Genomic DNA, 16,236 nt, shown 5'->3' on the forward strand with positions numbered 1-16,236 from the left:
TCATTGGGAATAGCTATACAAAATGACCTTGAGCATCATTTTCGGATGGTAGGAGCTGCGGCCCCGCCTGTGTAGTGGGCAAACAGTGGCTCATCCGGGATCGCTTCGATCATCTCATCAATGACTCGAGCGATATGATGGGAAGGGATGAACATTTCGAGATTCAGAATCATATGAGCCTGCTTGTTGTCGTAGGGGTTGAAGGTCGGGATAACGGAACGCTTCACAACCTCTTTTTTTCCATTTCCCCTAGTGGAAGTGTCTCCTGCATGATATACTCTTTAGTAGTAGTCGTTAGATTACGCAAAAAAATCACCCTTTCTGTAATTGGTTGTGTGGTAACTCCCATTCTACAAGAAAAGGTGATTTTTTTGTATGCTTTTTAGCTATTCATTGGATCGGGACTGCCCAAATCTTCAGTTCTTACTGACTTTTCGGACAGCCCCTTGAGCCGCGAGTGACTACCTTCAAGTATTTCTTTGTATTTTATGGTTTCATCATTCCAAATCATAGGCTTGGCCATCATTTCCGGTTTCATAGGACGCTCCTTTCACCTCTCTAGCTCTCAAAACAGCCCCAGCTGATCCACCCGTGAATCGATCCGCTCCAGCGTTTCGGGAGCATGATCTCTGAAATAGGCGTACTGTACACGCTTGGTCTGCTCTATGATTTGCTTGGAGGCGTCGATTGTATTGCGTAGACGACAGCTGTAGACGATTGGAAAATAGTCCTGCAGGAATTTCCCCTCCGCAAGTGCAGTCAGGGCGATAATCTGGAAACCTAGCTGCTCGGCGATAAAAAATACAGGGCTTAGCACATGGTCGCTAGATGCTTTGCCAAACGGATTGTCCAGAATAACCGTACGGTGCAGTTTCATATTGGCTTTAATATATTGGCGGCGCTCAGCCACATAGTTCAAGAGACCAAGGAACAGTGTCATATTCTTGCTCCACTTTTCCCCGCCGGACCAACGATTCGATTGCTCCCAAGAGTAGGAAGCCTTCGTAACCTGGTGGTTATTCATCACTTTGCGGCAGGTGACCTTCATCGCTTCACTCTTCAATACAACCTGCAGCAGCTGTCTGGAATCAAGCCATTTTTCCAGACTTTTGCGTATATCACCTTGCTGCGTCTTGCCCTGGTCGTCCATATATTGCCTCTGTTCCAGTTGGGCCAAAATCCATTCAACATGGCTGCGGATGCGGTCCTTGCCGTCCTGATCCTCCCATTCAGGAATCGAGAAACTAAATATTTCTCGCCAGCCATCGGCAGTTTTTATTCGTGTCTTCTTCGGAAGCTCTCTCAGCTCCTGCACGATATGCTTCAAATGCGTGTGAATCCGCTGAATAAATTCCTGCAGATCACGATCATAGGTCTGAATCGTCTCCTCCATAATATGAATCGCCTTCTGGATTCTCGTCTCCATCGTCTGCCTGAATTCAATGACTTCAGCATAGGATTCCTTCAGTTCAACCCCTTGGATCGCCATTTGCCGAAGCTTGACATCTTTTACATGTGTGCTGCAATAATTTTTGAAGCTGTCCCTGCCTTTATGAACCTGATTCCGTTCTTTCTCCAACCTCTGAACATGGGTCTGCAGCCCTGCGATCGAACGTTCACTGAGGTCCATACGCGCATAGGCAAAATCCATTGATAATTGCTCCCCCAGGTGAGCCGGACTCAGCCGTTCATCATCCAGCCGATGCAGCAAGGTATACCTGTCCCAAAGCTGCAACACTCGTTCAAGCTCGTGAAGCTGGCGCTCCACCGCATCACTCCGTTGCTGCCATTCTTTCCTCTCTTGCTGAAGCTTTGCGGTCTCCTCCTGTAAACGCAGCTGTACCTGTTCCAAGTCCCCGTCAAACCGGACCGGCGATTGATCCGGAAATTGATCGCTAAATTGCTGCAGCAAAGTCGCTGTGCGTCCTTCACTCTTTTGCAACTCGGCTTGTTGCTTCTGGAGCTGTTCCGCCGCTTGTTCCAAATCAGTGCGGTATTGTTCAATTAGCTGCCACAACGCCTGCTTCTGCGATTCCAACTCGAGAGGCACTGTCATCTGCATATCCAGATCATGGTACTCGCGAAGCAAGTCCTTCATTTCCTTATCTGCAAAGATGACTCTCTCCCGTTCATGTCCCTGCTCCATCTCCAACTGATTCCGTTCTTTCATCATGCCGGCGCGCTCATACTCCAGCACTTTATACTCTTCCTTAAGCTCTGTCATCGAACGGTCTGAATCGACATAAGTAAAGCTTTGAACCTTATTGTATAAATCATCGTTACGCAGCAATTGCAGCTGGGTATTGGTATCACTATAACCCTGCTGCACCTCCTTCTGTTCTTCCTTAACCCGTTCCAGTCCGTATTGTTTCATTCGAAGCTGTCTCTCCAGACCGGTTAACTGCTCCTTGATTGGTGCAAGCTCCTCCTCCAGTTTATTCCTCTCCACACCAAGCATTATAAAGCGCTGTCCTTCCTTCAGCCACACATCAAGTTGATGAATCAGATCCTTCATCTCGCTCAGTTCCGCACGATATTTATCCATCGTCTCTTCAAGCTGTTTTAATCGCTGTTCGCCTCGCTTGTGTTCTTGTGTATTACTAATCTGCCGTTCACGGCTTCTTTGAAGCTGTTGCTCCAATGCCTGGGAAGCCGAGAGCGGGAATTTCGAAAGAAACTGCTGGAAGCGATGTTCGCCCCTCTCCCAAAGCGTTAGTTCCTTTTCTCTCTCCACACGCTCTTGCCGGACCTGCTTGGCGCGCTCAAGAAGCCCTGTCTTCCACTTTTGGAAAACAGATGGGTCCTCATTCTCTTGCCATTGTGTCGGAACTATCCACTGCTCCGTCGCCTTAACTTCCGTTTCTTGCATGCTCATCGCCGCTTCCGCTGTGCTAAGCACGCGAATCGGATACGCAAATTCACTTCCTGCGGCAGCAAGCTTCTGCATTAGGAGTTTCTTTTCCCCATCGGTGGTCACCAGAGTAACAGACCATAAACAGTCTTCCGATCGATCTCGGATTCCATCGTTCAAGTTTAGCGATCGCACATATTCGGTCCCGGTTTGCAACAAGCTGAATTGTCTTCCCCACGCTTTTACTAATCTCTCGACGACGGAATCCGCAAAGAAAATCTCCTGCTCGTTATAGTCATCCACATATCGGTAGGCGAGCCGTTCCTTTTGCAGGAAAATCGTTTTCTGTTCCTGTCGCTTCTGAATTCCTTCACGGAGCCGTTCAGAGATCGAGGCTTCCTTCTCGTACACAGAAGACAACCGTTCCCAATTCGGGCGCAGTCCAGCCAATTCAGCAACAAGAATACCCTGCTCCTCAATAAGTTGTTTCTGCTGCTGTTCAAGCCTTGCCTGCTCCCCTTCCATCTTGCGAATTTCCTCCTCCACCACCCGCTGGCGGCTGCGAATCGCTCCCTGCTCCTCGGTCATCCCCTTGAGCTGGCGCATATGCTCAATCCGTTTGTCTTCCAATTGCTGCTGCCGTAGAGACCAGATTGGAATTTGCTCCTCCACCTTCTCCAGCGAAGGATTGGATAGAATCGCCTGCGAGATTTTGAACCGCTGCTCCTTTTTCTCATCCAGCTGGGTATGCTTCTCCTGCAGCTTCAACTCCCACATTCGAGTTTCGGAGCGAAGCTGTTCTATGACCTTCTCGATGTCAGCCTCTTCTTTCTTCAACTTGTCCCGCTCGGCTACATGGCCTTTCAATATTTCGGACATTTCGTGTTCACTCCGGGCAAAAATAAACCTTAATTCCCCGCCATTCTGCTCCCAACGCTCCTGAAGCTGCTGTTCATCCTCGCTTTGCTCCAGCCTTTCCAACTGCTGCTTCAATTGCTGCAGACGCGCCTCCGCTACTTCCCGGCTCACTCGATGTTCAGCATATTTCAGCGAATACAGGGTCCGCTCCGCCTGCTTCAGCCGTTGATGCAGAACATCCACTCCCTCCTGAAGCTGAGACAGTTGATTCATCAATATGGATTGCTCCCGCTCGGCCTCCGCAAGCTTAAGGGACTTCAGCTGTAATTGCAGCTTCTCGTTCTGCTTCATCCATGACTGCAGTCGCTCGGCAAGCCCGACCTGCTCCGACTTATACTCCTCGTGCTGCTGTAAGGCCAATCTCTGATATGCCTTCGCATCGGCGCGAGCCCCATCATACAGCTCCTCCGCCTGATTCAGGCCTTCATATAAACGCACGTACTGGCCTAATTCCTGCAGAATCCGTTTATTTTCCTCAATTTGCTCCTTCAATTCCTTATACCGTTTAAAGCCCTCTCGATGAGACTCGAAAAGACCCGCAAAGCTGCCTTGCTCGAAACCTTCCATTGCTTCCTCTACCGTCGGGATCAGCAGTCTGTCGAACAATTGGGAGGTCGTTTTACATTCATCAAAGAAATTCTCAATCCCGCCCTCTGTACTATTTATTTTAACTACAGCATCCCATTCTGAAGCAATAATATGGAAATGCTCCTCCAAATAGGCCTTGTACTCCTTGATCGTACCGAAGGTCCGCGCCGTCAATGGAAACCGCTGCGCCATCGATGAATAATACTCCTGAATTTCCCCCTTGTCGGCCGGCCGGGCCTTGCCCATGTATTCCTTCACGAACGGAATGTGATCCAGCCCATATGCATCATGCTCCCCGTATTCATAGACATACCGATAGGAGTCCACTCCGCTGGCGCTCAGGAACAGACTGACACAAGTTACCGCATATCGGCGGCGCGGCTTGTCATTTAATATCCATTCAATCGCGATATGAGCGGGACCATTTTCTAACAGAAGCGTGTCCTTAAGCTTGCGTCCGGCCAGTTCCGAATGCGGCAGCATCGCCTGCAGCGCTGTCTGAATGAACACGGTTTTCCCCCCGCCGTTCTCCAGCACGATCGCACCGTTATGACCGTCGAACAGAAATATTTCGTCATTATATCTTTTATTCCCGCCCTCATAGAGCACATGGGTAAACCTAATTTTCGAGATCGAAGGCATGATCCCCCTCCCCCCCTGCATTCTTTTTCCGTTCATCAAGACTGTAAATAAAATTCAATATCCCCCGGTTATACTCCAGCTCCATAAAATAACGCTGCACAATTACCTTTGTCTTTTCGGTCAGCGCCAGTTCTCCTGAGCCCACTTCATCCGCCAACTGTTGTTCCAGCAGGAAGCGTCTCACCGTATCCAGAAAACTGAGGCGGCTGATCGTATTTCCTGTTTGCCGTTTTGCAGTCTCTTTGATGTCGTCCATCGTGTCCCATTTTTCAATGATTGCCGACCAACTATAAGAGAATTCACCCTCATAACGTTTCAATTCTTCCTCATCATGCTCCTTGAGCGATTCGATTCTGTCTTGCACGAGCACTGCCCACTCATCCAGCGGGAGGAAATTCCGGGTAGGCTCCAGACTCTGGTAGCTGTCATAAAAAGCGCCGATAAACACAATGATAGCCAGGTACATGAGATACAGATCTGCATTGACGGCAGAAGCGCGCAGATAGGTTTTCTTCATAAAATCATTGCTCACATGGAATGGCGATAGCCGCACAAGGGGAATCATGTATAACTCATCCCCCGCTGTAATCACCGCGCTATCCACTTCAGCCGCAAACTGATCAACAATTCCCCTTACTTCATCATCCGCCATATATTCTTGCAGACGGTCCTTCGGGGCCAATCCGCTCATTGCCAGCTGTGAATACAGCCGGAACGCCTGCATTACCGTTTCATTGCTATAGGTATGGGCCATTTCGCTCTTCACCCCACTTCAGCTTCATATTCTGAATTTGATATCTCGTACCCGTCTCGACAATGCCCGGGGCCTCCTGGATCAACAGTACCCTTTGACCAAGCAGGCCAAAGACTTCCTCCAGTCCGGTATTGTTGTCGTTATGCTCTTCCTTGGAAAATGCTCTTACCGGACTTCGCTGATGCAGTATGAGCCAAAAATCGTAGAAACTACGCAATTCCAGCCATTCCTGATATCCATATTCGCAAACCTGCTTTGTAAATTGACGGAGTTCTGTCTCCGATACCTTATCAAGCTCCTGAATGAGCAGTCTCATAATTCCCCTAAAAAAAGCACCCCGCCGCATCGTAAACTGTAGCCCCTCTTCATGATCCCCTGCTTCCAGAAAGCCTTCTTCCCGTGGTTCCGGCTCGCCTGAGCCGGCAATGTTTTGTTCAGCAAATAGGGTCAGCGGCGACCAGCTTCGCATCTGTTCCAGCCCTATAAACGGGGATACAATTCCTTTCATGGATTCAAGCGGAAGCGGCAAGCCGAATACAACACCCGCAACATCCTGCTCAAAATTGAACGAGCTTAAGCCCGTGTAATACAACGATTCTTTCGCGGAATACAGCGCCTGATTTTTCAAGTCCATACTCTGCTGCAATAATCCTGAATGTTCAAGATGCACCTTCTCCAGTTCATTTGCGATTCGCAATATATATTCGTAAGCTCGTTCATGCTTATCCTGATTGTTGTCGACGTACAGCCGGGCTCGTGTTTCCTTCACAAATTGCCTTAACTCGTCAAATTCTTCATTTTCACGCTGGAGTCGAGTATAAATATCCTCCAACAGTCCACTGTACCGCTTTAATGTCTCTTCAGATACAATGCTGCGCTTGATTTCATGCTCCAGCTTCAGCATTCGCTCCTGCAGGGACTCAACATCCACCCTCATTTCGTTGATCTGACGCAGTGCCCCTTGGAACTCGCCCTTCTCAAGCTGTTTGCGCAGCACTAACTGATGAATCGACAGCTGGAATTCCGAGTAAAACTCCTTCGTCGCAAACACCAGTTCAAGCCCATCCTCATCCAGCGCATAATATTGAGTATTGGTTTTTGAATCAAAAGCGTTCGCCCGCAAGATTGAAGTATGTACAGACTGATACTCGCGCACTTCCCAATTGAAGAAAGTAAACTCGCGTTTTTTGCCGGAGGCTGGTCTAAATACCTGGATGATATCACGAGCTAGGTCTTCGCATTGGGAGATGTCCACGAGCAGCTTATCTCCGATGACATGAAGCAGATAAAGCGCCAGATCCTTTACGCCCGCTTTCATATTTCTTACCAGCTTTTGTTCGAAAAAGAACAGCAAGGAAAGCAAGCCAAGTTCCATCATATCAATGGGATTTCCGTTTCCGTCGGTTTGCTTTTTTCGCTGTAATTCGAATAAGGGGTCGAATAGCGCCACCTTCGATATCCGTTCCTGAAAGCCGGACAACGTGCCTTCTAATTCAAATTGGTCCATAGCTTCCATTCTTCGCTCCTCCATATTTCCTGCAATTGCTGCGATGTCAACGTTTCCTGGGGATAGTAACCTCCCGCATTAAGGAATGTTTCAATCTGATTCTGTTGATCTTGGGGGAAATACTCAATAAACGCCTTCACCGCATCCTCATTTCTTCGCTGATTGCTCTTACCCAGAACGTACGGTTGTGCCAGACATGCCTGGTAGAACGGAAGAGCCGGAACCATGGTCTGTTGCTTGTCTACCTCGTGCCAGATTCGGATTCCTTCTTGATCCAAATCGCCAAAATAATAGAAAAGGTGCTCGCGATCCGTCACGGGGTACTGCAACGAAAACATATCCAGATTTCCTATAATTTTATTGCCACAGCCGTAAATTAACGTACTGAATGAACTGGATGGCAGAGCGGGAAGCAGCGCTTGATAGGTTGTTTTATTCTCTACAATCAGATGCAGACAGTGAGAGGACTTATCCATCAGGGATTCCGGATTTATAGCAAGCATTAACGGGTCAGAAACCGGATGAATTCGGAGTAGCTCCCACAGACCAAGCCGCTTTAGCAGCGCATGTCCACCTAGGTCCGTAATCCACTTCTCATTGCCTGTGAGTTGAAAGCTCCGTTCCGGGGCAGGTACCGCGGTTGACGGCAGCCCTTGAGTTTTCAGGACACGATCGATCTGTTCGATCCATAATTGATCCTGCTCAAATTGATGCTCCGGCAACGAAAAATAGCTGTCCAGCTGGATCGCCGGATGAATTCTCAGGCGAAACTGCTGCAGCCGATGTTTGTGCTGTGCCGTTAAATACTGTTTATTGATACGGTAACGATAGGCTAAGGCCTGTTGTCTCATCGTGCGTCCTGCCGACTTCACAGCCTCCAGTACAGAGGCTTGCTCCAGCTTAAGCAGCACCTCCGCAAATTCCCGGGGATCAACTTCGAAATTTGTAAATAATGATTCCAGTTCCTCAAGCGCAATCGTTGATTTCCTGCTGCGACCAATGTGCTCCTCTATTATTTGTTTGATGTGCATATGAAAACTCCTGCTTAATTTGGATTTAATATAGTATATCAGAAAAAGCACTACGGTATCTCAAAGGGTTCTACTTCCACATATATCTATTTAAGTATTTCGAGGCTGATATCAAAGAATTATAAGAACTGGCTAACAAAGAAGAAATGGCGGTCAAAGAAGATAAGACGTCCAAAGAAACGCTTGATGTTTTTGGCAATATCTTGACCAGGTCTATCGTAGCTACAGTTAAGGCAATGAATAGAAAGAACAAAATGGATAATGTACCTATATTCATTGATTACGATAATGTCTAATGGATCCTTATGAACAATTCCAACCATGACCCATTGTCATTCCCGGGTTGGTAAGAGACAGCATATACTGGTGCTCCTGTAGTTCGAATAAAGCCCTTGTGCCCCCACATTGTATTTACAAGCGGATTACTTTCTCTTTCAGTAACCTGATAAAAAAATGGAGTCACGATGAGAATAATAACCATGGATTGCCTGATTTTGATCTCCCAAGGCTGTTTTCAAACAGTTTCATAATAAGGAAGGGGCCTTGCAAAATTTTCTTAGATCTTTGTTTGCCTAATACATCATGGCCGACAGGTAAATCTGCCGACAAAGTTTTATTCCACGTTCCACCTAGTTCTTCCTGCCTACAAACAATTTGAAAACGCACCGTCTTTTGTCGCTTGGATAATGTACATCTCTTCGATCTCTGGAGCCATCTCAACGATCGCTGTATCCTTCACAACAAATCGTACCATTCCGCAAACATGATGTTCGAAGGTATCGTAGATCCTGCCGGCACTCCGGCACCCTCTTGGAACTGTATGTGGACTGTTGGCGACATAGCCGATTTTCCCCAGCGGAACCATATCCACTTTAATGGCTTCCTGATCATGTAAATTATCCGGTTCTTTGATTAAATGAACAATCTGGCCAGGTTTTAGAAAATCCGCCCCAAAGTAGTGTCGTGTACCTGTGATTGCAATAAATATCGGTTGTTCCATTCTGCTCCCCCGTCTCATGGCATTTTCTCTATTATGAGGGGTTGTAACGACAATAGATTGCCAGCGAATGTACGTTCTGTATCAAAAAAACACCGAAGGTTCAGATGTGAGAACCTCCGGTGAATATTTTTATACTCCAATTATCCGACTTCCAGTCCAGCTTCAGTCTCCTCAGGCTCTATAACTTCTATCTCATCCTCAAATTCATCCTCATAGAAAATCTCGTTCCCTGTAAGATACTTTGATAAAATCCTCATTACTCTCATCGGATAAGGATCGACAGTATGTTTATCATAAGTCAATCCAACTCTGCGAAGCTGGTCAACCAAATTCGCCAAATCATCACGCTCTACTTCATCAAGCGGGCCTAATGGAATGCACTCTACTGCCCGTTGCTGCAACATTAGTTTAGAAGGCTGCAAATATTTGATATCTCCGACAAAGGCCTTCCTCATTGTAACCGGCCTGCCTCCAACGCCATAGTAAATCCCTAGAGGGTCTTTAAATACTCCCGATGACTTAGTCGGTCTTTCTTCATTCTCCGTATAAAAAATCCGATATTGCGGAACATCTTGCATGGTGTTAATTCTGATAAACTTTACTCTAGACTCACTCATCAAACGTTCATTCAAAAACGGCACCACATCATACTGAATTCGACCATTTTGAATGGCGGGGAGCCATCCTTTCCTTAACTTTGCATGGATCATAACGATGATTTCATAATTATGCCTGTCTAGCTCATCCTCAATAACTTGTGTCAAAAAAGAACCGAACACCGCGCTGCTGTTATTAAATTTATTCGGCTGTTGTTTAAGCACCTTTACATCTTCCAGATAAAACGGAGCCTCCTCTACAGGTACCCACTGATCTACTCCCAACATCTTAACCATAACTTCCGCTCTATTCATCTTGGATGCAACCGGCAGAAAGCCATGATTAGCTTTAAGTAGATTAAATGAAAGAATGGGACGAGTCTCCTCAAGTTTGGTTACGTTAAAACTAAGAAAACCTGCATCATTCAGCAAATCCAGCAATGCATTAATTATGCGCGGCCTATCTGCTTCAAGTCCTTCCGTCCCAAGAGGTTCAATAAACTGTGTTAACCTGCCCGACTGCTTCATGGCATCTCGAATCGCAAATTTTGGATCGGCACCATTACTCCAATCCTCCTTACCGTTGATTTCAATGAGTGCCAGTTTTTTAACCGTTGGATCAACCTTTTGTGGAGCCAGCCTGCTCTTTATTTGAGCTACTAAACTATGATAAGCGACATCTGCTGTGCAACTTCTTATCTCAAGCTCTTGAACAATACCGTCCGGATTGCAGTGGACAAATTCCACGACGACCTCTTTATTACTATCCAGTCTATAAATTTGCTCGGAGATTGGCCTAAAGATCACTGTGCCTTCTTCCTTCTTCCCAACCATATCAATGGATTTCTGCGGCGTCGTATAGAGCTGCTTCATCGCTGCAAACATCTCCTCACTGCTATACACTTCAATCCGAATCGCTCGATCTTTTTCAGAGATGATTGGAAAACGCTGATCATTCATTTTGGGACCCGAAAGCTCTATAATGTGAGGCAGGGGCTCAAGCTCGTACTTGGCGAGCGTCTCTTTAAAACTGCTAAATAACCCTCTTTTCTCCGATACTCCTAACCCAGGTTTAACCCAGCTATTGACATTACGAAAAGAGTTATGGTTAACAACCCAAGCTGTTATATCTCCCTTTCCTTCCAGATAGCTGGCAGGCGCTGACATCAACAAATCAGGTTCAAAGCTTTCTCCATAGAGTACATCCCAATACAGATTGTCCAGATGTGTCTTCCAACGCGAAAAAGTACCTTTGCTGGTATCTACATACCTTTCAAATTGCAACTGCGAAAATGACATCGTTTCTTGAACATAGTCAGGATTTCGGACAGAAACAAGGACAGAACAAGCCGGATTATCCTTTAAATAACAGACCCGCCCACTCTGCTCTGTTTTAATTTTGGATTCTTTTAAATAGCGACGTATCCCCACCGAAACGGACAATAACAGTTTATTGGCATCACCGCCACGGTTTTCAAGACTAATTTTAAGTACATAGGAAAAGGGATCATGTTTGGCTGACTTTTGATATGGACTTGTTATGCACTCGTGCTTGTGGTTAAACACGGTATGAAAAAATTGAAATTCCTTAACGATCCCATGTCCCAGGTCCACCTGTCTGGGTTCAGCACAGAATTTAATAACAGCAAGGCCCGGTAGCCACTGATACTTGTCGACCGCCTTTTTGTCTGATGCCGCATAAAATTCTCCAAAAGTGGTTGTATGCCATGATAACTCTACTTCTTTAAGTTCTGCAGGCAGATCTGAAACCGTACATTTTTTTAGGGACGCTAACCAGCCTAAGGTCAGCTTTTTGATCAGTGAAGTTGACAACCTTTCCGTTGAGACGATCCATGGCCAATCATTAGCCAAAGACATATAATTCACAGCTACATGGATCATTTCAGGAAAAATACTATTGAGCTTTTGCCCCAAGGGCTTGACTTGATATTTTAACTTATACTCTGAATGAACCAGATAATCACGCCAACTTTCCGGCATATGCATAATGTGAATTGCTTCATCGTAAAAGGATTCTTCTTGTACTTCAAGATAAAATAACTCCATCATTTTAGTCTTCATCGTCTTCATCCTCCATTTTCATCTGTATGATCGCTTGAATAAAAGGCCCGTACAAACTTTGGAACAAGATATCATTTCTATTACCAGTCATGATCTTTTTCCATACACTCAACATAGAGAGCCCACTTTTATTCCTGGCAGGTTTGGCATTAAATTTAGCATCACAGAAAAAAACACGAGCATCCCTGCCTCCTCGCAGCAATCGTCCGATCATCTGCCAGACAGGAACAAATGTATACCAACCCATCATCTCACGTTCGTCATCATGAAGGAGCGACCAATAGTCCGGCTTCATATACATGCTTTCAAGTTTACCGCTGCTTATCTGGCGCAATTTATTTATGGCCGGTTCATACCGCAATCCTTCATTCTGTATCCGCTTCATATACTTCGGAAGAAATGCATGTAGAATCTGAACAAGATATTTTAAATCATTAGGGATTGGATATGGCCTCACAAGAAAATAAACGCTGCCGAATAATGCCCCACCTTCTCGATCCAAAATGTTATATCCCCTGCCAACTGAGAGCAACGGAACAATCAGGACTTCTGCAGATTGTTGACAAAAGCTTTCTATGAGGCTTCTCGAAAGTTCGTCTGCTTTCAGTTCCGCATCTCTTCCAAGCGCCATATACCGCTTATCCCAGACGGGATCATCTGCAAATACCTGGCGAACCGTTTCAACATCCTCATAGGAATTAACAACAAGAAGCACTCTTCTTGATGGACATTTATTTCCCCAGTATTGCAAGTCGAAGTTAATATCGGACTTTAATTTTCGAACCATTCCGGAAAGGTTTTGACTTCTTTGCTCCTTGTCTTGAATCCCGGAAACAGCATAAAATTCTCCATTCGTCATATCGAGCACAGGTTTATAGTAGAGTTGAATGTTGGAGCTTGAACGTCCTGCGCTTAGCAACCAACGAGCAGAAGTTTCCAAATCATAATGAGCCGATTTGGGTGCATGGCTTGTCCCTGACAGAAAAACCACAGCTGGCCCTTCTTTACTATCACTATCTCGGTATAACTGATGCCACTCATTAAGCAGTAGACGTCCAATCGCCGTATATTCGATCAACTTAAACTTTCCGGATTTTTTGCCTTCAGGAAGTTCATACCTGTAACCCAGCGTAACGCCGGTCATCGCCTCTTTCATAAATGCCTGGTAATCTTTTTGCATGGTGAATAATGGAGAGAAGTTAATCGATAACCCCAACTTCACCTGGATCATAGGAAAGGCGGTTAAAATATACTTGATATTTTCCTCAACTCGACACAAATAAATGAAGAACTCAAATTGAGCGTACAGCAATGATTTCTTTACCCGTGGTTTAATGACTCCCTTCAGTTTAGAAATCAGCTCATCAATCCACAACTGCTTTCGTTCAGGACTGTCCGTATCGATCAATTCATTTGCAATTACTGATAAGCGTTTATCTTTATACGGGTCTGAAGCATATTCCATCAACCATTTGAAGATCTGTTTCTGCTCATTTGCTTCAGTGGCTAATTTTCCGCTTATAGTTCCTGCTACCCCTGCGACTCGAATTAGATTGCCTTCAAGATGAGTTCTTAAAGTATGGGAATCATTTAATTTTGCATAGATGCGCCAAACCATATGCTCCAACATCCGGAGTCGATCATTCCATTCAACAATGGCTGGATCCCCGGCGTATTGCCCATATTCTCCATTGGTAAGTTGATTGGAATCGGTTCTCAGTTTTTCAAAAATGTCTTCTGTAGATCCAAATACGTTATATTCCGTCAAAAAAGCCTCGTCAAATTGCTTCTGTACCTGATCTGCCTCATCAACAAAGATGACATCCAACAAATCATGCATTGCCTCAAAGACAGTTCTTGCATAAGGATCGATAAGTTCGGGGATTCGAGATTTTAACACACTTGAAGCCGTTGTTACCCAAACTTCTGCATCTCTCAATGCGGCAAAATCGCGATATACACCACATTTATGAGCCAGCGGGCAAAGAACTCTGTTATCATCTTGCTGCAATTGAAGACACGGGTATGGTTTATTCCGTTCCTCGTCAATAGGTGTCGTTAAAGACTTAATCAAACAGACATCAGAAATATGTCTAAGGGATTCATGGTTGGAGTTCATCCAATCGCCGATTTGTTGAATCTGATGCATATTGGCAAACAAATAATCTTGCTGGTGTTTGCTTCTGCTTGACCGACCGATCACAGGAACCGCATGGACGCCAAGGCGGCGCAGCTCTTTGACCCGCCCAAGCACCTGGGCGACACTGCCTTCAATAAATCCAACCTTTGCCCCATGTTTCTTCACTAGTCGATATGTCTCCAGCATCATGAAGGTCGATTTCCCTGCGCCAAGTCCCCCACCAATATGGATATTGCCTTGATAAGTCAACTCCCGCTCATCACCTGCTACAGGTTCAAGTATGACTTGTTGAGCACGCGTTTCCCACATACCATCCCTATTCAGGCAAGCATCCATTTCCTGTGCTAGGGAGGACCCATCATAGGGTAACGAAAGAGTCAGTAGTTTTTTTGAATGGTAGATAGGAAACGACTCCGTTGTATCTTTCAATAAAGACCCAGGAATGGTACCTTTAAAGTCAATCGTCTGCCCGCCCCGGATTCTGCGTGAGTATTTGAAATCCCCACTTACGGCCAAAGGTCTCGTACTGAGTTTGAAAGGAATATTTTCTTCTAAGATCCGTCGATATATAGCAGTTCTATCGGGTTTAAACTTAGGTGAAAGACAAATAGCAATTCCCTCAGCATTAACGTTAAACATTCTGTAATCCGGGTTCAATTCACGATATCGAGACAATCTCCGGAGCAAAACCTTCTTATGACGGAGTTCAGGAAAGAGAATGCGCATCCGGGTGATGGTTGTAATTTCGACCAAATTCGGCAGAAAGGGCTCGTTATAACCAACTAACAGCGACCAAGCTTGTTCAATATTGAATGAAAGATCAATTTTATGACAACCGATGATCAGTAGCTCCACACTTACCAGTATCGAGATGTCCGATTTGCGGAGGTGGAAAGTATCAAACTCTTTTACGATGTCCTCTGCCAATTCCCAATAGCTCTGTCTCAAAAGAACACCTCCTGCAATCTTTGCTCCAATTCATTCTCCATAATGATCCTGATATATCGTTGTGCCGTATCATTCAGGTACACTTCAGCTCTCTTTGTATAGTTTCGAAACATCAGATCTCGATATTGCGGGATGACAATGTAGCATTGATTCAGGTACTTTTCTAGATAAGAGGAGCTTTGTTCATTAAAATAATTGGCAAGTGTTTGCGGGTCCTTAAAGTCCTTTACATCGAGGAAAAATTGGCGACCACCTTGTCTAACGGACAAGTCGAAGGTATCGATATTGGGATAAAGGTCCACCTCATAGCCTTTCTTTTGCAAACGTTCAGCCATACGAAGTTCCGACATTCCTGGCAACAATACGAATCGTTGAATGCCCGGTATAAGACGGAAAACACGCTGTTTTCCAAAGTCGAACGGTTCAAGCACCTCCATATCAGCAAGCGAGCGGCAAACATCTTCTTTGTTGCAACGCCATTGATCATGCTTGTATTCCATTGTCCAACCGCAGTGCGGACATTTCCGGTAATTAGATACTTCTTCAGTAATCTCCTGATAACAGGCTGTAATTAACTGAATTAGATCAACATCTTGAAAACGATCAAGAAAATCCGAACGTTCACGCGAGGTAATAACTGCATGACCAGGATCAGATAGGAAGGTGCGAATTGTCGTGTATTCCTCTTGCAGACATCTACTTTCCTCCCTGGAATATTTCAGAATTTCGTACATCTGCTGCTGCTCTGCTTCCTGTGGAGAAATAAAACGATTCAAAAACTCATCGGCATCGGTCACTAAGCCAACGAAATTGTCTAGTAGCGGGGCTTGTTCAGGATAAACCTTCTTGAGATCGGGTATCCCCCATTCTTGTGAGGGTTTGTGAAGAATCTGCATCAAATGATAAAGATCAACCGGCGGATTGGGATTCATTTCAGAGGATAGTTGAATAAACATCAGCATACCTTTGTATAAATCATCAGGAATGACCCCATAATTATTCTGCCATTGCTGAATGCCCGTAATGAGATAAAAGAGCATTTCCGACGTCTTGGTCTTTCCCTCGTTAACCATAACAGCACCCTCCTTCGCAGTAGATAACTAATAGGATACATGATAGAAGTGACGCCAGGATGCCAGCGAATGTATGTTCGTCACCTTGAGACTTTGAGAGTTGGTT

General features: G+C 45.4%; 10 protein-coding genes and 1 pseudogene. All 11 read right to left on the reverse strand.

Annotated features, from left to right (window positions below; translation table 11 throughout):
* A pseudogene (locus C557_RS25770) lies at positions 1-48 on the reverse strand (hypothetical protein); the annotation flags it as partial.
* Positions 36-227, reverse strand: coding sequence for a hypothetical protein (locus tag C557_RS0107560; protein WP_018751242.1), 192 nt, complete (start codon positions 225-227; stop codon positions 36-38). The gene C557_RS0107560 and the pseudogene C557_RS25770, both read right to left, overlap by 13 nt.
* Before the next feature lie 155 nt (positions 228-382).
* Positions 383-538 carry a hypothetical protein gene (locus C557_RS24905; RefSeq protein WP_018751243.1) on the reverse strand — a complete coding sequence of 52 codons (156 nt, stop codon included), beginning with the start codon at positions 536-538 and terminating at the stop codon, positions 383-385.
* 27 nt (positions 539-565) lie between these two features.
* Positions 566-4,999, reverse strand: coding sequence for a coiled-coil domain-containing protein (locus tag C557_RS0107570; RefSeq protein WP_018751244.1), 4,434 nt, complete (start codon positions 4,997-4,999; stop codon positions 566-568).
* Positions 4,977-5,753 carry a DUF6063 family protein gene (locus C557_RS0107575; RefSeq protein ID WP_018751245.1) on the reverse strand — a complete coding sequence of 259 codons (777 nt, stop codon included), beginning with the start codon at positions 5,751-5,753 and terminating at the stop codon, positions 4,977-4,979. Before C557_RS0107575 ends, C557_RS0107570 begins: the two co-directional genes overlap by 23 nt.
* Complete coding sequence (locus C557_RS0107580; RefSeq protein WP_018751246.1) at positions 5,737-7,269, reverse strand: hypothetical protein; 1,533 nt, start codon at positions 7,267-7,269, stop codon at positions 5,737-5,739. Before C557_RS0107580 ends, C557_RS0107575 begins: the two co-directional genes overlap by 17 nt.
* On the reverse strand, positions 7,242-8,291 hold the full coding sequence (locus tag C557_RS0107585) for a Wadjet anti-phage system protein JetD domain-containing protein (protein ID WP_018751247.1): 1,050 nt from the start codon (positions 8,289-8,291) through the stop codon (positions 7,242-7,244). Before C557_RS0107585 ends, C557_RS0107580 begins: the two co-directional genes overlap by 28 nt.
* Before the next feature lie 643 nt (positions 8,292-8,934).
* Positions 8,935-9,291 carry an HIRAN domain-containing protein gene (locus C557_RS23170; protein WP_018751249.1) on the reverse strand — a complete coding sequence of 119 codons (357 nt, stop codon included), beginning with the start codon at positions 9,289-9,291 and terminating at the stop codon, positions 8,935-8,937.
* Positions 9,292-9,431: 140 nt separating this feature from the next.
* Complete coding sequence (locus C557_RS0107600) at positions 9,432-11,969, reverse strand: pPIWI_RE module domain-containing protein (RefSeq protein ID WP_018751250.1); 2,538 nt, start codon at positions 11,967-11,969, stop codon at positions 9,432-9,434.
* Entirely contained in the window at positions 11,959-15,057 is a 3,099-nt protein-coding gene (locus C557_RS0107605) for a pPIWI_RE_Z domain-containing protein (protein ID WP_018751251.1), read from the reverse strand. The genes C557_RS0107600 and C557_RS0107605 overlap by 11 nt, the downstream gene beginning before the upstream one ends.
* Positions 15,054-16,130 carry a restriction endonuclease-related protein gene (locus C557_RS0107610; RefSeq protein WP_018751252.1) on the reverse strand — a complete coding sequence of 359 codons (1,077 nt, stop codon included), beginning with the start codon at positions 16,128-16,130 and terminating at the stop codon, positions 15,054-15,056. The genes C557_RS0107605 and C557_RS0107610 overlap by 4 nt, the downstream gene beginning before the upstream one ends.
* Positions 16,131-16,236: the final 106 nt, after the last annotated feature.

The sequence above is a fragment of the Paenibacillus sanguinis 2301083 = DSM 16941 genome (genome assembly GCF_000374825.1).
GTDB classification, from domain to species: domain Bacteria; phylum Bacillota; class Bacilli; order Paenibacillales; family Paenibacillaceae; genus Fontibacillus; species Fontibacillus sanguinis.